Consider the following 17,019-nt stretch of genomic DNA (forward strand, 5'->3'; position numbering starts at 1 on the left):
ATTACGAAGCGTCTGTCTTGCGTTGGCGCATGCGCCCTGTTGCCAGCCTCTTGGCCAGAGTTGCCGGCAGAGCCTGTGGCTGCCCCGTGAGTTGGTCTGCCACAAACTCTGCAAGCACAGGGGCATAAGTCAGGCCCTTGCTGCCCATGCCGGTCAAAAGATACAGCCCTTCTATGTTTTGCCCCTGCGTATCACTCAGCACCCCGGCAACTGGCTGGTAATCGTGAGTTGTGCAACGGAACCCCACCCGGCCCTCAAGCTGATCCGGCAGGCCATCGTTTGCCAGATTCTGTGAAATAATGTCTGGCACCATGGATGACACCGCCTGGATATTCTCCCGGTGGCTCTCGATTGTAGTGGCTGTCTCCTTGCTGTGAAGATCAAACGTAGCGCCAACCACGGCCAGGTTCTCACCCTGGGCGTTATGCACCGGGTTAAGATAGCGCGCACCGCAAATCACTGCGCGAGGTTGCGCTATAAGAGGATCAGGCAGGTAGGTCACCTGGCCGCGTATCGCCTTGAAGCGGAAGGAGCCCGGTCCCGGAATTAACTCTGGTGTCAGGTGCCCCGCGCAAATTACCACCTGGTCTGCGTGAATGTCTGAGTTGTGAGGGGCTGCACCGGACACACACCAGTGGCCGTCAAAAGGCTCTAGCTGATTAACCGCATAGCCGAAAACCTGTTTAATGCCGGGCTGTAAAGCCAGGGATTTACAGAGTTTGTTTGGCTCCAGCCACCCGCAACCAGGAAACCATAACCCGCCACACGGGAGTTTGGCACCTGCGAGCGTCTCGGCTTCGTGGCGGGTGACAGAGCGCAAAAGCTCTTCCGGGTATTGGTTTCGCTCGGTAAATCGGCGCTGGCGGGATTGTTCTTTGTTACTCCAGGCAAGTTGGATCAAACCGGTTGGGTGCCAGAACTGGTCGGTATATCGCGCATAATATCGCTGGCTGAATGTGAGTGCGGAGAGTGCAAGCTGGGTCTGGTGATTAAATTCCACACCCAGTTTGACGTACATGGCACCTTGAAGGTTCCCCGATGCGGCAGAGCCTGGTTCATCCGCCGCATCTATCAGCGTAACCCTATGGCCTCTGCGTGCAAGGTTGTTTGCCAGCAGGCACCCAGCGATACCTGCACCAATGACAGCTACAGAGGGTGCCTGCGATCCGGATGTATCGGGCTGTTTGTGTTGGATAGCCTCTTTGGTTGCGGTTTTTTGCCAGATTTCAGGGGCTAGGGTTGGTTCAAACCCGTTCAATATCCAGGCATCGGCCTTAAAAGTCAGGGTATCCCATGCGTCGTTCGACTCACCAAAGAATAGCGTCAGGCGAACTGTGCCTTCAGCCAAAACTATGCGATGGGCGCCGTGCACCAAAGGCGGGTAGCTGGCAATCAGTTCATTTGCCAGGTCCTGGAATTCCGGCCATATGGAAAGCGCACTTTTGAGAGCCTGCAGAGTCAGGGGCGCGCGCTCAGAGGCAACAAAGTGAAGGGTGGCTGCGTGGTCAGGCTTCCAGGCTTGCCATGCCTGCCAAGTCGCAAGAAAATTCAGGCCTGAGCCAAATCCCGCCTCTGCAACCACGAAAGAGCCTGCCTCGGGAACAGAAGAAAAACGAGCCGGTAAACTGTTGTGCTCGATAAATCCATGCCGGAAGTCTTCCAACTCCTTTTTAGAGCAACCGTATTGGCGTCCGAATGATTTGAATTCGGCTGTGTCTTTGCCCCAGCTTGGTTCTGCTGGCTCGATGGCGGGTGGAGCGGTAGGTAGGCTCATTATTGATACTCTGCTGTGTGCAGTTATTCCAGCAAGGTAACGTTTTTAATGATCACTGGGTCTACCGGCACATCAGCCATGCCACGGACGTGCGCGGTTTTTACCTTGGCAATGGTGTCCACCACTCCCATGCCTTCGGTTACCTTTGCGAAGACCGCGTAGCCTGCGCCGCGAACGCCTGCGTTAAGGAAATCGTTGTTTGCGACGTTTATAAAAAACTGGGAGGTTGCGGAATCCGGGGCGTTAGTTCGTGCCATGGAGACCGTTCCACGCAGATTGGGCAAGGTTGGCGAAGCTTCGTTTTGAATGGGAGAGCGGGTTTCTTTACGTGTCATCTCGGGGGTAAAGCCGCCACCTTGAATCATAAAACCCGGAATGACCCGGTGATAGATTGTATTGTCGTAAAAGTCATCACGGGCGTATTCAAGAAAGTTTTCAACGGTTTTCGGGGCGACATCTGGGCGAAGCTGCAGCTCAATAGCCCCTTCGCTGGTTAGAATTCGAACCTTGGGCAGCTCGGCTTTCGCAGCCTCAGTGTCGGGTTGGGCGTGTGCTTGAAACGCTAAAGAAGACAGGCCCAGAGCCAAAACTACGACTTTGATCACATTGCTGAAGGGTTTTACCAATTTTGTCATCACCTGGCTCTCTGTTAGTTAGCGGCAGCTGGTTTTCCTGCAATAATCACGCAGATTAAATGGTGCCCTGATCTTAACAGATTTGATTCACAGTTCGGGAAGTGCATCTGCGCATGATGGGCTGCTATCAGCTAACCTTTGAAGGGTGAAAGTAGGTAGGAAACACTCACCGGGCCGGGCTGTACGGTAATCACTGTGAGAATAAAGGAGAGGCTAGTGAGAATCCGTAAAGGGTTTGAGGAAAAATCACGGCTTGGACGATTGCTGGTCAATCGTGGTTATTTGTCTGAGGGGCAGCTTGAAGAAGGCCTCAGAGTGCAGCGTGAGCGCGGCACGCGGTTAGGCGAAGTATTTATTGCCGCCGGTTGGATAACTGAAAAAGAGCTCGGTCGGGTCCTGAAGCATCAGTCTCGTTATCGCAATGCTGCTGCAATGGTCACCATGGCTGCTCTGCCGTTTCAACCACTGGTTACATTTGCGGCAAGTAGCAATGCCAGCGCAGCGCAAGCGGTAGAAACCGGGGAGTATTCTGATCTGTCGGGAATGGCGCCGTTGACGGAGGACGAGCTGTCGTCGATTTCCGGGCAAGGTAGCGTTACGTTGTTTGACCGTATTGGCTCGGTTGCCAGCGCGGCGGGCAGTAATGATTCCGGTGAGGGCAGCGGTATGCGGCCTGACATTGTTGAAGGCCTGAAGCTTACCGCGAATGTGTTCGTTCCGGTGCTCAACATGCTGGACTCAGACATTTCAATCTCCGGTGTGCATTACCGGGAAGGTGAGCCCGCCTATCTTGTGGGTGAAGGCGGTGCAGTTTCCATGGCCTTTCCTGAGCGTATAGAGGAAATCCGCATGGATAATATCCGGGTCAGCGGTGGGAGCAGTCCTGCTATGGGTAACGTAAGCATCCAGAATATCCGCTTCCACCCTGATTCCGGAATGACGATCTATACGCGTTAATCAGGCGCTGGCAAGAACCGTACGGTTTGATACGGCTGTCCGCTGGCCTTTGGCGCCGTATAACTTCTGTTGACCTGAAGCTCCCCGGAAGATGTCAGTAAGCCGGGTGAGCCGTTTTTGCAAATGGCTGATGATGCGTCCGTTGTTTTCGTTGAGAATGTGGCATTCACGAAGTTTTATGTCAGCTTCTTTCCAGAGGGCGTGAAGGTCGCTCAAGCCGGCACTGAGAATGAACCGGGAAGGGTCTCCACTGTCCGGCCGAAAGCCCATGGCTACCAATGCATGAATTTTTTGCTTTGCACGCCCACGAATCTGCTCAAGAATCGCGTTTTTTTCACGAGTCAGGGTGTCGAGCGCTTTAGTGTCGGAACCCGAAAGGCAGGACTTTTCTTTGTGAAGGGTATCCGCCAAGGTTTCCAGCTGGCGGATATCCAGGGAAAGAAGATTCTTCAGATCATCAATTGCAGCCATGATTTACTCACCCGAAAATGCTTTTATCCATATCAAGCATTTTCTGGGCCAGTTTCTCTGCATCGATCTTATAGGTGCCGTTTTCGAGTTGTGAACGAATCTGTTCGATTCGATCGTCATCCATTTCAGGGTAATCTCCCAGCTTTTGCTCCAGCTGTTTAAGATTTCTGGCCTGACTGCTCAAGTTAACGTTTTCGCCCCGTGCGCCCTCGGCTTTGGCATTGGTCTGCTCTGGAGCAGTTTGCCTGGCGCCTTGTGTGTTGGCGAGCTTGTCGGCCGTGGTTCTCTGGGTGTTGACCTGGCCTTGGCCAATTCCATTGAAGTCAACTGACATATCGATACCTGCTTTTCAGTTAAGCCACACATACGTGGGCTGGCTCGGGTTTATATCTGCTTAACGGCCGGCTGCTGGCATACTTTAGGGGCAGATATATACTTTTCGTTAACGTTTTGTCACATATTCTGGTGTTGCCTGGAAAATCGCAGTTTTTGCGGCATGTTTTTGCCGGCGGAAAAGGCCTGCCGCGAAATTTGCACGCTACATGGGTATTTCAACATGCCCGGGCGCCGTCACATTGGCTCTTACCGTTCGAGACGACGCCAGATTTTCCACTAGAATTTGATCACCAACGGATGCGCTTGCCAAGGCCTTTCCCCGGCTACGAACAGAGAAGAATCCGTTGCGGGCCGTAATAATAACATGATCCCCCCGGCTAACGGCATCTGGCGCCTCAAGCAAATCCGGAGTAATAGCCGAGCCGGCGTTAACCGGCCTTCGAATGACCATTCCCTCCACCAGGTTTGCATCGGTTATGATCCCCCGCCGGCTGGCATTCACCACAACAGATCGGGTTTTTAGCATACCACTGGTTACGCGCTCACCTCTGCCCAGTGGGCGTGCCGCTACCAACGCAGGGCCGTTAATCGACACAGAGGTTGTCACAAACATGCGCCAGGGTCTCTCGCCACTGCAGGCAACCTGAACCGAGGGGTGGTCGCTTTTCCATGGGTCGCCTGTAAACTCCACTGCAAGAGGGGCAGAGCAGGGTGCCAGTGAAATTCTGCTATCAATGCTGCCGGTCTCGAACGTAACCTGATAACCTTTTTCGGCCTGTGTTGCAGCAAAGGCCTCAAGAAAGGATGTAGCGGCTTCGCGTATCTCGTTAGCACTGGTTTTTGCTTGTACAGTGTTGGCTAATGCCGATATGAACAAGGTCAATACTAAAAGCTGGGTGCGCATATGTGCTGGTTTGTCCTATGCTGTCTGTCATTGCTACGGCACAAATGCATAGAAAGTGCCTAAGGATTGCGGTGCTCTGGCCGTTAAACAGTCTGATCACGATTACGGGCGACATTATTTCGTCACCCCGACAACTTATTTAACAGATCAGCAAAATGCATGCCGGTGCTACCGGGATAGCCAGGAGAAACTGCAATGGCAGGCGTATTAGACAGTGTAAACCAGCGTACGCAGTTGGTTGGACAGAACCGGCTTGAGCTCCTTCTTTTCCGTTTACGCGGTCGCCAGGTATATGGCATTAACGTGTTTAAAGTTAAGGAGGTTCTTCAATGTCCCAGGTTGTCGTCTATCCCTAACAGTCGCGCGGTGGTTCGCGGGGTTGCGCATACTCGCGGCGAAACCATTCCGGTGATTGATTTGGGTATGGCTATTGGCCTGCCGGGTATTCCTCAGGAAGATCTATCGAACAGCTTTGTGATCATCACCGAGTACAATCGAAAAACCCAAGGATTTCTCGTAACCGGTGTAGACCGGATCATGAATATGAACTGGGAAGATATTCTTCCGCCTCCCAAAGGCGCAGGTAAGGATGTCTACCTTACAGCCGTCACAAAAATTGATGATAAACTGGCGGAAATCATAGATGTAGAGAAGGTGCTTTCAGAGGTTTCTCCCTTGAGCGAAGATGTAACGGAGGCTGTTCTGAGCAAAAGCGCTGATCGGATTCCGGGGCATTTGCCTGTTCTGGTCGTGGATGATTCCACCGTTGCTCGCCGCCAGATTGAACGTTGTCTTACTGCGATTGGTATGGAAGTTATATCCCGGAATGATGGCAAACAAGCCTGCGAATACCTTAAATCAATTACAGCGGACGGGTCGAAGGCAACCGATCATCTTTGCCTGGTCATCTCCGATGTAGAAATGCCTGAAATGGATGGGTACACACTGGTTACCCGAATAAAAAGTGACCCTGCTCTGAGCGATCTGTTTGTTATGCTTCATACCTCATTGAGCGGAGTGTTTAACAAGGCTATGGTCAAAAAAGTTGGCGCAGACGATTTTATGGCCAAGTTCAGCCCCGACGAACTCGCTGAACGAATCATGGAAATTATTGATCAGAACTGATTTGATTGTCTGGTTATTCATTTAAATAGAGATCCAATGAACGCGGAAATTACGCCACAGGAATATGAAACCTTCAAATCGTTCCTGCAGGATGCGTGTGGTATTTTGCTGGGCGAGAACAAACAGTACCTCGTCAAAAGCAGGTTGCGCCGGATTCTCGAAGAGAACGGTTTGAGCTCTCTGGGAGACTTGCTGGTTTGCTTGAAAAAGCCGGGCAGGGGTAATCTGAGAGAGGTCGTCATAGATGCGATGACTACCAACGAAACCCTTTGGTTTCGTGATAATCATCCGTTCCGCATTTTGCAGGAAAAACTGCTTCCAGAGTTTGCAGAGCGTTCATCTGCTACGCCTTTACGAATCTGGTCTGCGGCGTGCTCTACGGGCCAGGAGCCTTATTCGGTTGGCATGATTGTCGATGAGTTCAGGCGGCAAAAACCGGGGAAGCTACGTGATGTAAAAGTAACGGCGACCGACATTTCGAAAAGCGTACTTGAGGTGGCTCGCCGTGGTGAATATGAGATGATCGCCATTGGAAGAGGGTTGTCACCGGAGCGTCAAAAGCAGTTTTTTACGCCTTCCGCCAACGGAGGCTGGCAGATTCGGCCACAAATCAAAAGCATGGTCGAGTTCCGGGAACTCAACCTGCTCGAGCGCTATATGCTGGGCAAATACGACATAGTAATGTGCCGCAATGTGTTGATCTATTTCTCTGCAGATCTCAAAAGAGACATTCTTACTCGCATTCACGCTACGCTAAACCCCGGCGGCTATCTTATTCTTGGTGCCTCGGAGTCTCTCAATGGACTGCCCGATTTATATGAGATGGTGCAGTGTCATCCCGGCATTATCTACAGGAAAAAATAAATAATGCCCCTTAATGTGTGGGTGCTGGTCGCGGCACAAGCCCTGGCTATGTGCACTGCGCCATTTATCGTGTTCATCGGAAGCATTCAGGGGCGGCTGCTTGCGCCCGCTCCAGAATACGCCACACTGCCGGTGGGATTGGTTGTTGTGGGCACTGTACTTGCTATCAAACCTGCAACCTGGCTGATGGAGAAGCTGGGGCGTAAACAAGTGATGCTGCTCGGTACATGCATGGGCATGCTGGCAGGTTGTCTCGGTGCTTTCGCATCCTGGCTCAGTTTCTTTCCATTGCTGTGTCTGGCGGCTGTTGTTGGCGGCACAGGGTTAGCCGTAGTGCATCAGTATCGCTTTGCCGCCATGGAGTCGGTTCCCGATCATATGGCAGGGTCTGCCGCGGCGCGGGTTTTGCTTGGTGGCCTGGTTGCCGCCTGGCTAGGACCAGAGATTGCCACACTGGGCAGCGCAGCAGAGGCAGTACACCCTTTCCTTTTAAGCTGGTTAGGGCTTGCGAGTGTTCAAATTGTAGCTTTGGTTATCCTTGCTGCTGGTTATCGTGCCCAGGGCGAGCGAGCAAGGGAAGCTCATGCAGGCGGCGGTCGGCCAATGAAGGAAATCCTCGCCAATCCGCTGATCTGGGTGGCAATCAGTGCTGCTGCCATCGGCTACGCCGTTATGAGCTTTGTGATGACCGCAACACCCCTGAGCATGACAGAGATGGCAGGGCATGACCTGGGCGACGCCAAGCGGGTTATTCAGCTTCACATTATAGCCATGTATTTACCGTCGCTTATCAGCGGCTGGCTAACACGAGTGATAGGTATTCCTGTGATGATGGGGGCCGGGTTGCTTGCATACCTCGGGTGCATTGGATTGGCTGCCAGTGGCGACAACTTTTATCATTACCTGTCGGCTTTGGCGCTATTGGGCATCGGCTGGAACTTTCTGTTTGTGGGTGGCACCACGTTGCTGCCGCGCGGTTATACAGACACCGAGCGTTTCAGGGTTCAGGGTCTCAACGATATTTTTGTATTCGGGTCCCAGGCAGCGGCCGCATTATCAGCGGGCGTTATTCTCTCGTGGTTTGGCTGGTCTGCTCTTGTAATGCTCGCTGTGCCTTTTCTGGTTATTCATGGCTTATTGATGCTGGTATGGCTAACCCGGGGAGAAGGCGTGCGCTGGTAGTCTCATCACCAGTCCTGTTTATTTCTAGCAAGGCGGAGTAGTGGTATATGGGCAGGATCTTCCGGCATCTTTCAGGATGCATCTTGATTGCCAGCGGTTTATGGTTGGCCAGCGTTTCGGTTGTCGCGGAAGAGTTGCGAATCGCACATTGGGAGCCCATCAACACCGCTTCGGATTCCGGCACAAAGGTGTTTTCCGTTACCGCGCGAGGTTTGGAAAGTAAGGGTGTTCGCGTGATGTTTGATAACAAAGCGCTCCCTGATGAGCAGGTCGAGCATCACGATGGCGTATTGACGTTTTCCGTGCAGGGTCACCAACGTAGCGGGCCGCTCTGGCTTGAGCAAGGGAAAGCCAAGAGCAATCCGGTATGGCTCAGTCTGGCCAAGAGCCACGTAATTGCAGCAAACGAAGATGAAGTTGCCACCAACATGGATGGGTTAACCACATACGTGGACTTGATCAGCGTTATCATTGAAGAGAGCCACGATGGTGCTGAAGAAGCCAGGCGGCTTGCAGATAAATTTAGCGCCCGCATTGTTGGTGCAATCCCTCCGCTGAACACTTATCAGCTCCGCTTATCTGTCACTAACCTGGTTGAGAGGGATGCTCTGATTCTTCGCTTGGGCAATGAGGTTAGCGTTGATGCGGTTGTTATCGAGGAAACCAGTGCGGAAAGTCCCCGCCAATCGCAAGAGCAGGAGAGCGCAACTGAACCCTCCGTGTCAGGTCAGGATGAATGGACCGCTAATCGTTTTCTCGATGCAGTCAACTACTACACTCGGCGATTGAGCGCAAACGCCAAGCCAATCAAACCCCACCCAATACGAGTCGGGATAATAGAACGTGACGTAGACTTTGATGCGCCGGACTTCAGTGGTTACCTGGGAGGCTGCCGCTCGAAAAAATCCGGTACCTGTGTTTACGCCCGCGACGCGAAAAAACCCGATGATCACGGCACGACAGTAACGGGTATACTCGCGGCAGGCTGGGAAAATGGCGGCAATACTGGGTTTTTGAGCGGTCTTAACAAGGTAGGCTCGTTTGATGTAATTGTTGAGCGGGGCTCCGATGCAGGCATTACGGCTAATGTGGCGGCCTCTGTAAATCTGGTGCAGGACGGTGTTCGTGTGCTCAACTGGAGTTGGGGAGTACACCGTATTGGCGCCGTCAGTGTTGATGGCAATGAAGTCGATTCTCTTGTTCGCTCCGGGCTTGCTATGAGCGGTTATGAAGAGTTGCTCGAAGAGTTTTTCCTCTGGTTAAGACGCGAGCATCCCAACGTGGTCGTTGTTAATTCGGCTGGCAATGCGTCATCCTATTCGAGCAAGGATGAGTATCGCTTACCTTCGTCATTCATCACTGAGCAATTGTTTGTTGTAGGTGGGCACGAGCTAAGCGAAAAAAGCGGGTTGAACATTAGTGATCCGGGTTACGCCACCAAGCGTGAGGCTTCAAATATCGATATGAGGGTCGATATTACAGCAGCAGCTTGTGCTCGGGGATCAACGCCGACGCCGGGTGACCGAGGCGAGACGCACTGCGGGACATCCTACGCCACGCCACTGGTAACAGGGTTGCTTGCCGCCATGATGTCCATTAATCCGGAGCTCGCTCCGGAGCAGCTGCGCATGCTTTTGCGCCGCAGTGCCATGACCATCAGTGATGAACATGACTTTGAGCCGGTAGGCGCCGATGACCTTACATCACCCATTCTGCCATCAGAGCGCGGCAATAACCTGAATAACCCTGATGTCGGCCACTCTGCCAGGTTGGATATGCAAAAAGCATTGGATCTGACTGTGCAGAGTTTAGACCGAGTAAGATAGGGGCGACGAGTGCGTTCAAACTTTGTGAAACAAGAGGCGTGCCTGTGACATTTTGCGCGACAGAGCGGCTGTACCGTTGGTGTTTTTATACATTTTGTTTTTGACAGCTTGCACGGGTGTACCCAGCGGTATTGAGCCGGTGAGCGGGTTGGAAACGAATAAGTAGCTGGTTAAGTGGTACGAAATCGCCCGGTTGAATAGCCACTTTCAGCATTGCATGCCCTCTTAATAATGAGCTATGGCTACTTAATCAGCGCCTGCACATCACGAAAAGCCGGATGTTTGGAGTGTCGCAACCACTCAAAAGCCACCATTTCTACGGTAACGATACGTGCCCCGCTAACACTGAGCCGGTCAAGCGCAACATCCCGGTCGAACTCGTTACGGGATCCCGTGGCATCTGCAACAACCCAAACTTTATAACCCGCATCAAGAAGGCTGAGTGCAGTCTGCATCATACACACATGGGTTTCGCAGCCAGCGATAATAATGTGCTGCCGGCCTTCCGGGAGATTATCAACTAGCCCGTCTGGACAGGCGTCAAAGTGGCATTTTGCGAGTGTATGGTGACAAAGCTCCTTCACTGACTCTACGTTGGGCCCCAGCTTTTCGGGGAACTGCTCGGTGGCCAGAACAGGTATATCCAGAAGACCCGCCATTGTAGCGAGGTTCACGCATTGGCTGACCACTTCCTGACCGTGAGTAATCGCTGGCATTAGCTTTTCCTGAACGTCTACCAGCAGCACGGCTGATTGTTCCGCTTTGATGAGCATGGCTAGCCTCCGGGCTTGTTTAAAGGGCTGGGTTAAGTCTGCTTACCATGATACTCGTTGCGAGAGCAGGGAGCACTATTCGAAGGATAATGGGGTAAGCCAAAAAAATTGCCGGGATTGATTAAAGAGAGTTGCCAAGCGCCGTTAAAACCATTACAGTTTGCGCCCTCAAATGAGCGACGTTATAGCTGATTTGAAACAGTTTATTGGAGAGGTGGCCGAGTGGCTGAAGGCGCTCGCCTGGAAAGCGTGTATACGTTAATAGCGTATCGAGGGTTCGAATCCCTCCCTCTCCGCCAATTAAAACCCTGATTTTCTTATGGAAAATCAGGGTTTTCGTTTTTTGGTGCAAAATAAAATATCCCAAGTTGCCTGCTTTTTCCTCTTAACTGAAAAACCCTCTTACCGCATGATTTACATGGAAGACCCATTTGGAAGCATTGTGGAAATCTACAGCCACAGCTACGAGCTGATTTACAGCGACGGAGCGTATTAAGAGTCGATAATCTGGTCGGCGAGAACGCTCAGGTCTGATGCGATAAAATCCGGACGTGGTACGCCTGGAGCGGGCAGGGTGGCATTGTGGGGGCGCATAACAAGAGCCCCACGGCAGCCTGCCGCCTGGGCACCTATGGTATCCCAAAAGTGACAAGCAACGAGGCAAAGGTCTGACGTCTCGACGGCCAGTTCATCGGCAACCAAACGATATGCTTCGGGCGCCGGCTTGAATTTCTCGACCGCGTCAACGCTGAAGGTACGCTCGAAAAACTGACTTAGCCCCGCCTTTTCCAGTGGAGTGGGCGAGGCGCCACTGGCTGAGTTGGTCAGCGTAACCAATTGAAATCCAGCTTTGCGCAACCGGGCGAGCGCCGGCTCGACATCAGGGTGCGCTGGCATCTTGCTCATCCGCTCTTTTAACTCCGCAATATCCGGGTCCGTAATGTTTACCTGATAAATCTCGCTAACCATCCGCAAGGCTCCTATGCCAAGCTCCCCGAAGGGCGTATATAAGCCGGATAACGTCATTGTCTGTGAGTATAGGACCAGCTGTGCGAACCATTCTCTGAAAACCTGCCGATCGCTGAAGATACGTTCGAACAACGGCTCCAAGGTGGTGATATCAAGAAGTGTTTCGTTAACGTCGAATACTATAATTGGCGGGCATTTTTTGTTTAGCATGTGGCATCCCCTTCTGGCGGCAGCCAACGCCATAACGATGATTTGGTTTTCAACTGTAGCTGGGCGTGAGTGATTGCTCAATGTAAAATCGAGCGATCATTCAAATTTGTTATCGCGTTGTATCGCGGATCTGAAAAAACTGGAAAAGACTTATGGCGCGCGCAACTGGTCACAACCGGCAAGACTCGCTGGAGCGAGGCCGGCCGGCGCTCATTACTTATAGCATAGTGCAAACTTATCAATAGAACAGGAGGCCGATCATGGCTGAGCTATCACTCAAAGACCAACTAACCAGCGCAGTAAAAGAGGCGATGCGTAACCGGGACAAGCTCCGGCTTGTTACCCTTCGGATGGCGCAGGCTGCGATCAAGCAAATCGAGATTGATGAGCGCAGTGAAGTGAATGACGATGACGTTCTGAAAGTGCTGGATAAAATGCTCAAACAACGCCGAGATGCTGCAAGCCAGTACGACGATGCCGGCCGTGAAGAGTTGGGCGACAAAGAGCGGGCAGAAATGGTAATTATTGAAGAATTCATGCCCGCCGCCCTGACGGAGGATGAGCTGGATGGCCTGATTCGCAAGGCAATCAGTTCAACCAATGCTCAGGGAATGCAGGACATGGGCCGGGTGATGAAAGAGTTGCGGCCTCTGGTGCTTGGCCGGGTTGATATGGGGCACCTTGGCAAGAAAGTGCGAGCGGCGCTGGCCAGCGTTTAGGCCGCTCAATGCTACCATCGGCAATATGATGCCTTTGCTGCCACTTATCCTCCGGAAATCACAATGGCCCATGGTGCGCTATTGGTTTCATTTTTAGCGAGGGAGCTATTGAACCTCGTAGATGTCAATAATGGTGTTGGCAAGCTTTAGCTCATTTTCGTTCGCAAGTGCAAACTGATTTAATGCCTTATCCATACGAGAAGCCGGTTATTTGCCGGCATCTCAAAGTCTTCCTTCAGCTCCAGCCCACAAGCAAGGCCAAGGTGCCTTATATCACCTATATCCCGAATTCCCATTACTGGGTCCCGCTGCCGCAGAAACACGTCGAATTGTTGGTTACTGGCACTGGTAAATTGATTGTTATAATTAAACGGGCCGTACAGACAAAAAGCTTCGCCTGATTGCAGCTGGTTAGACATACCCTGAAACATTGCCTCAACGTTCGGCCACGACATGATGTGTGCAGTATTTGCTGAAAAAGCGCCGTTGATTGGCGGCAGTTTCCAGTTGCTGCTACTGACATCGAGGGCCAGGGGTTCGTTGATATTGGAAACCCCCGCCTCTTTGAGCCAGGGCGTGCAAAGTTGATAGTTATCGGGATGATCGCTGGGCTGCCAGGTCAGGTGCGGTAAGTTTCGGGCAAAATGAACCGCGTGCTGCCCGGTGCCTGTGCCGATCTCCAGAACGGTTCCGGGAGTGTCGAATATTACTGCGAGTTTTTCGAGAATAACCTGCTTGTTATTCTCACAGGCTTGGGAGAACGGTTTTTCTTCAGTCATCGGCGATCCTGCTTTGTTGCTGGTTACTTAAAATACCAAGATTCGTATGAATCTAACGCTTGCAGGCGAGAGAGTCCAAGGAGAATGACAGCAAATGGCGGGCGTGTTCACCAAACAAAACAGTACCGAATATGCGGATGCGTTGATCTGTGAAGAGGAAGGCCTTGATAGCCTGAGGGTTGCGCTTCGCAATGCGAACGTGTCCGGCATTCGAGTCCCGGAGGTGTACGCAGTCAGCGAAACGGAATTGGCTATTGCGGCTATCGATTCCGGGCCCGCAGTGCCGGCCACGCTCGAGATGCTTGGCGAAGGCCTTGCGCACATGCACAAGGCTGCGAGATCCCGATATGGTTGGGATAGAAATAATTACATAGGGCTATCGCCACAACCGAACCGCTGGTCGGCAGGTTGGGGCGAGTTTTTCGTGAGGGATCGTCTTGCCTATCAGGTTTCCAGAATCCGGGAGCCTTCTGTACTGGCGGTATTCCATGACATTTTGAGCAAGCATGGAGAAAGTCTGGCCGAGTGGCTGAACGAACATTGCGCGCACCCCAGCCTGCTGCACGGCGATCTTTGGAGTGGCAATGTGCTGTTCGACGCGAAACAACCCTGGTTGATCGATCCAGCAGTGTATTGCGGTGACAGAGAGGCAGACCTGGCTATGACTGAAATGTTCGGTGGTTTTGGCAGGCGGTTCTACGAGGCTTATGACCGGATTTATCCCCGCTCAGAGGTTTACCTGCAGAAACGTGATATCTACAACCTTTACCATTATCTGAATCATTACAATCTGTTTGGTTCTGGTTATCTGGACGGTTGCAAGCGAGGGTTTGCAATGGCGAAGCGAGTCGCCGAGAGCGCATAAGAGTGAGCGCGGTGGCGAGGTCTAGATAACGCCTGCGCTTTTCAATATAAAGACCCCGAGCGTTATGGTGACACTGGCCATCAGAGTGGTTATCGCAATGATGTTCGCTGCCAGCCTGTCGTTTCCGCCGAGTGCTTTGGCCATTACAAAACTGGCTGCTGCGGTCGGGCTTGCGAAAAACAGGAACAGCAGACCAAGTTCGGCTCCAGTAAAGCCAGCTACCCAAGCGGCGCCTGTGCAAAGTACTGGCAATACCACCATCTTCATTAGCGCAGAACTGAATGCGGTTGAACTGTCGGTGCGCAGGGCACGGAACGAGACTGTTGCACCAATGCACAGCAGTGCCAGAGGCAAGGTGAGGGAAGCGAAGTAATCTCCGCTGGTTAGTATCCACTCCGGTAGTTTCAGGTTAAGCCAGGCGACCGGAATAGCTGCGAATACAGAGAGGATCAATGGGTTGCGCAGGATATCCCGAAGAATACTGCGCCATTCTGGAGATTGCCCTGACTGGTACGCCGCGAGCACAATCACCGAAAGAGCATTGTAAGACAAGATAACCACCCCCAGCAGAACACTGCCTGCCGAAAGCCCGAAGTCTCCATAAAGATTTGCTGCTAATGCCAGCCCCACAATGCCGCAGTTGCCCCGAAAGGCCCCTTGTACGTACACACCCCTGTCCTCATGGGCGACTCGCCAGCGGGCCCACAGCCAAGCGAGGGCGAAGCTGGCCAGCGTGGCAAAAAGATAAAAAATCAACAGCCCAGGGTTCAGGGAAGTGCTGAGATCGGCTTTTATAATGCTGAGAAAAACCAGGGTTGGCAGTGTTGCTTTGAAAACCAGCGCCGAAGCCGTATGAACGAACATATCGTCAATCCAGCCGATTTTCCGTAGCCCAAGTCCAATAAAGACCATGGCGAAAACTGGCAGTGTGGTTTCCAGTGTTTGTTGGAACAGGGTAAACAAATCCATTCAGGGTGGCCGTTAGCAAAGAAGTGAGGGCGTTATAATAGGTCTGACTAAAAGGTAATGGAATCATTTACCTTTTGTTACATAAATTAGGCTATAGTAAAGCAGAATATACTGCACCAAGAGGCCATCATGAGCACCGTAAACCCGACGCCTGAGCAGCTGAAGCAGGTTTTGGCAGACACCCCGAAAGACCACCCGGTAGTGATGCTCAATTTGTTGCGATTTCGGGACAAGGCCAGTTATGACGGTGAAATACCACAGCTGAGTGGGCGTGAGGCTTATAAGCTTTATATGCGGGAAGCGGCGGCCAGCGTGAGTGCTGTAGGTGCCGAGGTTATCTGGTCTGGCCGAAGTGTCGGCTCGCTCATTGCGCCGCCAGATGAGTCCTGGGACCAGGTACTGCTGGTGCGTTACCCATCAATAGGCGCATTTTTGGCGATGATCGAAAGCTCGGAATATAAAGATGTGGTGAAACACCGTACCGCTGCCCTGAGCGATTCAAGACTGGTTGCTAATGTGGAGCCCAAGGCCGGCTGAGGCAAAACCTTAACCAAAAAGCCCCGTGTTTAGTACCCCGGTTTGGCGTATCAACATGTAGGCTCCTGTACCAGTGGCAATAGAGAGCAGGGCATTGCGCCGCCACAGATGAATGATGACTACAAGTGCGCCCGCCATAGCCGCGTCAAGCCCGGGCGCTTGCGCTGACCAATCCCCTGAACGCTGCAAATACACGGTCGCCAGCAGAGCCATGACCGCGGCTGGCAGATAGCGCCCCAAGTGTTGCACAAGAGGGTGTTCAGTGTGGCGCTCAAAAAACAGGAACGGGATAACTCTGGTTGCAAAGGTGGCGGCCGTAGCAACGGCAATGAACGCAACCAGATAACCTGTCTCATGCATGGTCGCTGGCCTCCACAGGGTCTTTAGCCCGTAGATGCCGGTATTGCAGTAAAAGCACGGCAGTAACAATGGCGATGGCGCCGATCAGTTGGTGAGCTGAAGGCAGTAATAGCATGGCAATGCCTGCCGCAGCGGCACCTGCCCAAACTGGAAAGGCGTCTCCCAGGGCTTTGAGTTGTTCGATGGTTAGCACGATGAACAAGGCGACAAGGGCAAATTCAATGCCTGTGCTGTCGAACGCTACGTTACGTCCGAGTAGCGCACCCAGAGTGCAACCAATCACCCAGTAAACCTGATTAAACGCTGTAATCCGGAAATCTACATCCATCTCGTGAGTTTTGTCTTGGGATCGAGGCCGGCTGGTCAGTAATGAATACGTCTCGTCGGTCAGCCCGAAAATCAGATAGAGCTTGCGCCAGCCAGCACCCCGGAATTGCCCCAGCAAGGAAAGGCCGTAAAAAAGGTGGCGTGCGTTGAGCACAAACATGGCAATAAATACTTCCAGCAAGCCAGCGCTTGCGGCGAGAAGGCTCACGGCTAATATTTGGCCAGCCCCCGCATAAATTAACACACCCATTAGCGGCGCAGCCCACCATGCGTAGTCCAGTTGGGTGGTAAATAACACGCCAAAGGCCATGCCGAGCGGGAGATAGCCGAAAAGAATCGGAAGTGTGAGTCGAAAAACCAACGGGTTCATTAGCATCCAAACGTTTCTTGAAATGGAGGATAATAGAGAATCATTCGGCATTTTGAAAGTGAGCGAG

General features: G+C 52.4%; 19 protein-coding genes, 1 tRNA gene and 1 pseudogene. 10 read left to right on the plus strand and 11 right to left on the minus strand.

The annotated features are described in order from the left end of the window. Position 1: 1 nt before the first annotated feature. The gene (mnmC, locus tag ACTHYN_RS11465; protein ID WP_441812585.1) at positions 2-1,774 is read right to left on the minus strand and encodes an FAD-dependent 5-carboxymethylaminomethyl-2-thiouridine(34) oxidoreductase MnmC; all 1,773 of its coding nucleotides are present in this window, start codon (positions 1,772-1,774) and stop codon (positions 2-4) included. Positions 1,775-1,797: 23 nt separating this feature from the next. Further along, the gene (locus tag ACTHYN_RS11470) at positions 1,798-2,409 is read right to left on the minus strand and encodes a peptidylprolyl isomerase (RefSeq protein WP_441812586.1); all 612 of its coding nucleotides are present in this window, start codon (positions 2,407-2,409) and stop codon (positions 1,798-1,800) included. A gap of 216 nt (positions 2,410-2,625) precedes the next feature. Between ACTHYN_RS11470 and ACTHYN_RS11475 the strand changes: the two genes are divergently transcribed. Beyond that, on the plus strand, positions 2,626-3,366 hold the full coding sequence (locus ACTHYN_RS11475; RefSeq protein WP_441812587.1) for a pilus assembly protein PilB: 741 nt from the start codon (positions 2,626-2,628) through the stop codon (positions 3,364-3,366). On the opposite strand, the gene ACTHYN_RS11480 is transcribed toward ACTHYN_RS11475, so the two are convergent. From ACTHYN_RS11480 to flgA, 3 genes are all read right to left on the minus strand, one after another. Beyond that, positions 3,367-3,837, minus strand: coding sequence for a flagella synthesis protein FlgN (locus tag ACTHYN_RS11480; protein WP_441812588.1), 471 nt, complete (start codon positions 3,835-3,837; stop codon positions 3,367-3,369). Between the two features lie 7 nt (positions 3,838-3,844). Next, a complete protein-coding gene (flgM, locus tag ACTHYN_RS11485; protein ID WP_441812589.1) occupies positions 3,845-4,171 on the minus strand; it encodes a flagellar biosynthesis anti-sigma factor FlgM in 327 nt (108 codons plus the stop codon). A 204-nt stretch (positions 4,172-4,375) separates the two neighbouring features. Beyond that, positions 4,376-5,077 carry a flagellar basal body P-ring formation chaperone FlgA gene (gene flgA / locus ACTHYN_RS11490; RefSeq protein ID WP_441812590.1) on the minus strand — a complete coding sequence of 234 codons (702 nt, stop codon included), beginning with the start codon at positions 5,075-5,077 and terminating at the stop codon, positions 4,376-4,378. A gap of 195 nt (positions 5,078-5,272) precedes the next feature. Between flgA and ACTHYN_RS11495 the strand changes: the two genes are divergently transcribed. From ACTHYN_RS11495 to ACTHYN_RS11510, 4 genes are read left to right on the plus strand one after another with little or no spacing between them, the layout of a single operon-like run. Then, positions 5,273-6,202 (plus strand): chemotaxis protein CheV, encoded by a 930-nt coding sequence (locus ACTHYN_RS11495; RefSeq protein ID WP_441812591.1) that lies wholly within the window; start codon positions 5,273-5,275, stop codon positions 6,200-6,202. Between the two features lie 36 nt (positions 6,203-6,238). Beyond that, the gene (locus ACTHYN_RS11500) at positions 6,239-7,066 is read left to right on the plus strand and encodes a CheR family methyltransferase (protein WP_441812592.1); all 828 of its coding nucleotides are present in this window, start codon (positions 6,239-6,241) and stop codon (positions 7,064-7,066) included. A 3-nt stretch (positions 7,067-7,069) separates the two neighbouring features. Further along, complete coding sequence (locus ACTHYN_RS11505) at positions 7,070-8,248, plus strand: MFS transporter (protein ID WP_441812593.1); 1,179 nt, start codon at positions 7,070-7,072, stop codon at positions 8,246-8,248. A 47-nt stretch (positions 8,249-8,295) separates the two neighbouring features. Then, on the plus strand, positions 8,296-10,074 hold the full coding sequence (locus ACTHYN_RS11510) for a S8/S53 family peptidase (protein WP_441812594.1): 1,779 nt from the start codon (positions 8,296-8,298) through the stop codon (positions 10,072-10,074). A 242-nt stretch (positions 10,075-10,316) separates the two neighbouring features. Here the strand turns inward: ACTHYN_RS11510 and ACTHYN_RS11515 are convergent, their stop codons facing one another. Continuing rightward, the gene (locus tag ACTHYN_RS11515) at positions 10,317-10,847 is read right to left on the minus strand and encodes an isochorismatase family protein (RefSeq protein ID WP_441812595.1); all 531 of its coding nucleotides are present in this window, start codon (positions 10,845-10,847) and stop codon (positions 10,317-10,319) included. Between the two features lie 208 nt (positions 10,848-11,055). Here ACTHYN_RS11515 and ACTHYN_RS11520 point away from each other — a divergent pair. Beyond that, positions 11,056-11,146 (plus strand) — tRNA-Ser (locus tag ACTHYN_RS11520). Positions 11,147-11,238: 92 nt separating this feature from the next. After that, a pseudogene (locus tag ACTHYN_RS11525) lies at positions 11,239-11,343 on the plus strand (glyoxalase); the annotation flags it as partial. Here the strand turns inward: ACTHYN_RS11525 and ACTHYN_RS11530 are convergent. Beyond that, positions 11,340-12,026, minus strand: a complete 687-nt coding sequence (locus ACTHYN_RS11530) for a haloacid dehalogenase type II (protein WP_441812596.1) — start codon at positions 12,024-12,026, stop codon at positions 11,340-11,342. The pseudogene ACTHYN_RS11525 and the gene ACTHYN_RS11530 sit on opposite strands and share 4 nt — an antisense overlap. 260 nt (positions 12,027-12,286) lie before the next feature. On the opposite strand from ACTHYN_RS11530, the gene ACTHYN_RS11535 reads away from it, so the two are divergent. Beyond that, complete coding sequence (locus tag ACTHYN_RS11535; protein ID WP_441812597.1) at positions 12,287-12,745, plus strand: GatB/YqeY domain-containing protein; 459 nt, start codon at positions 12,287-12,289, stop codon at positions 12,743-12,745. 179 nt (positions 12,746-12,924) lie between these two features. Here ACTHYN_RS11535 and ACTHYN_RS11540 read toward each other — a convergent pair whose 3' ends face one another. Continuing rightward, positions 12,925-13,524 (minus strand): DUF938 domain-containing protein, encoded by a 600-nt coding sequence (locus tag ACTHYN_RS11540; RefSeq protein ID WP_441812598.1) that lies wholly within the window; start codon positions 13,522-13,524, stop codon positions 12,925-12,927. Positions 13,525-13,618: 94 nt separating this feature from the next. On the opposite strand from ACTHYN_RS11540, the gene ACTHYN_RS11545 reads away from it, so the two are divergent. Further along, positions 13,619-14,389: a fructosamine kinase family protein gene (locus ACTHYN_RS11545; protein WP_441812599.1), complete on the plus strand. Its 771-nt coding sequence runs from the start codon at positions 13,619-13,621 to the stop codon at positions 14,387-14,389. Positions 14,390-14,410: 21 nt separating this feature from the next. Here ACTHYN_RS11545 and ACTHYN_RS11550 read toward each other — a convergent pair whose 3' ends face one another. Continuing rightward, a complete protein-coding gene (locus ACTHYN_RS11550; RefSeq protein ID WP_441812600.1) occupies positions 14,411-15,358 on the minus strand; it encodes an AEC family transporter in 948 nt (315 codons plus the stop codon). A 129-nt stretch (positions 15,359-15,487) separates the two neighbouring features. On the opposite strand from ACTHYN_RS11550, the gene ACTHYN_RS11555 reads away from it, so the two are divergent. Then, positions 15,488-15,895, plus strand: coding sequence for a DUF1330 domain-containing protein (locus ACTHYN_RS11555; protein WP_441812601.1), 408 nt, complete (start codon positions 15,488-15,490; stop codon positions 15,893-15,895). A 9-nt stretch (positions 15,896-15,904) separates the two neighbouring features. Here ACTHYN_RS11555 and ACTHYN_RS11560 read toward each other — a convergent pair whose 3' ends face one another. Together ACTHYN_RS11560 and ACTHYN_RS11565 are read right to left on the minus strand one after the other, a co-directional pair. Beyond that, on the minus strand, positions 15,905-16,255 hold the full coding sequence (locus tag ACTHYN_RS11560; RefSeq protein WP_441812602.1) for a branched-chain amino acid transporter permease: 351 nt from the start codon (positions 16,253-16,255) through the stop codon (positions 15,905-15,907). Further along, the gene (locus ACTHYN_RS11565) at positions 16,248-16,952 is read right to left on the minus strand and encodes an AzlC family ABC transporter permease (RefSeq protein ID WP_441812603.1); all 705 of its coding nucleotides are present in this window, start codon (positions 16,950-16,952) and stop codon (positions 16,248-16,250) included. Before ACTHYN_RS11565 ends, ACTHYN_RS11560 begins: the two co-directional genes overlap by 8 nt. Between the last annotated feature and the right edge of the window lie 67 nt (positions 16,953-17,019).

It is taken from the genome of Marinobacter sp. (genome assembly GCF_052091845.1).
GTDB lineage: Bacteria > Pseudomonadota > Gammaproteobacteria > Pseudomonadales > Oleiphilaceae > Marinobacter.

What these genes read in the sequence shown, in the direction of transcription:
- mnmC (WP_441812585.1), bottom strand. Translation starts at nt 1,774, where the DNA reads ATGAGCCTACCTACCGCTCCACCCGCCATCGAGCCAGCAGAACCAAGC.
- ACTHYN_RS11470 (WP_441812586.1), bottom strand. Translation starts at nt 2,409, where the DNA reads ATGACAAAATTGGTAAAACCCTTCAGCAATGTGATCAAAGTCGTAGTT.
- ACTHYN_RS11480 (WP_441812588.1), bottom strand. Translation starts at nt 3,837, where the DNA reads ATGGCTGCAATTGATGATCTGAAGAATCTTCTTTCCCTGGATATCCGC.
- flgM (WP_441812589.1), bottom strand. Translation starts at nt 4,171, where the DNA reads ATGTCAGTTGACTTCAATGGAATTGGCCAAGGCCAGGTCAACACCCAG.
- flgA (WP_441812590.1), bottom strand. Translation starts at nt 5,077, where the DNA reads ATGCGCACCCAGCTTTTAGTATTGACCTTGTTCATATCGGCATTAGCC.
- ACTHYN_RS11495 (WP_441812591.1), top strand. Translation starts at nt 5,273, where the DNA reads ATGGCAGGCGTATTAGACAGTGTAAACCAGCGTACGCAGTTGGTTGGA.
- ACTHYN_RS11500 (WP_441812592.1), top strand. Translation starts at nt 6,239, where the DNA reads ATGAACGCGGAAATTACGCCACAGGAATATGAAACCTTCAAATCGTTC.
- ACTHYN_RS11505 (WP_441812593.1), top strand. Translation starts at nt 7,070, where the DNA reads ATGCCCCTTAATGTGTGGGTGCTGGTCGCGGCACAAGCCCTGGCTATG.
- ACTHYN_RS11510 (WP_441812594.1), top strand. Translation starts at nt 8,296, where the DNA reads ATGGGCAGGATCTTCCGGCATCTTTCAGGATGCATCTTGATTGCCAGC.
- ACTHYN_RS11515 (WP_441812595.1), bottom strand. Translation starts at nt 10,847, where the DNA reads ATGCTCATCAAAGCGGAACAATCAGCCGTGCTGCTGGTAGACGTTCAG.
- ACTHYN_RS11530 (WP_441812596.1), bottom strand. Translation starts at nt 12,026, where the DNA reads ATGCTAAACAAAAAATGCCCGCCAATTATAGTATTCGACGTTAACGAA.
- ACTHYN_RS11535 (WP_441812597.1), top strand. Translation starts at nt 12,287, where the DNA reads ATGGCTGAGCTATCACTCAAAGACCAACTAACCAGCGCAGTAAAAGAG.
- ACTHYN_RS11540 (WP_441812598.1), bottom strand. Translation starts at nt 13,524, where the DNA reads ATGACTGAAGAAAAACCGTTCTCCCAAGCCTGTGAGAATAACAAGCAG.
- ACTHYN_RS11545 (WP_441812599.1), top strand. Translation starts at nt 13,619, where the DNA reads ATGGCGGGCGTGTTCACCAAACAAAACAGTACCGAATATGCGGATGCG.
- ACTHYN_RS11550 (WP_441812600.1), bottom strand. Translation starts at nt 15,358, where the DNA reads ATGGATTTGTTTACCCTGTTCCAACAAACACTGGAAACCACACTGCCA.
- ACTHYN_RS11555 (WP_441812601.1), top strand. Translation starts at nt 15,488, where the DNA reads ATGAGCACCGTAAACCCGACGCCTGAGCAGCTGAAGCAGGTTTTGGCA.
- ACTHYN_RS11560 (WP_441812602.1), bottom strand. Translation starts at nt 16,255, where the DNA reads ATGCATGAGACAGGTTATCTGGTTGCGTTCATTGCCGTTGCTACGGCC.
- ACTHYN_RS11565 (WP_441812603.1), bottom strand. Translation starts at nt 16,952, where the DNA reads ATGAACCCGTTGGTTTTTCGACTCACACTTCCGATTCTTTTCGGCTAT.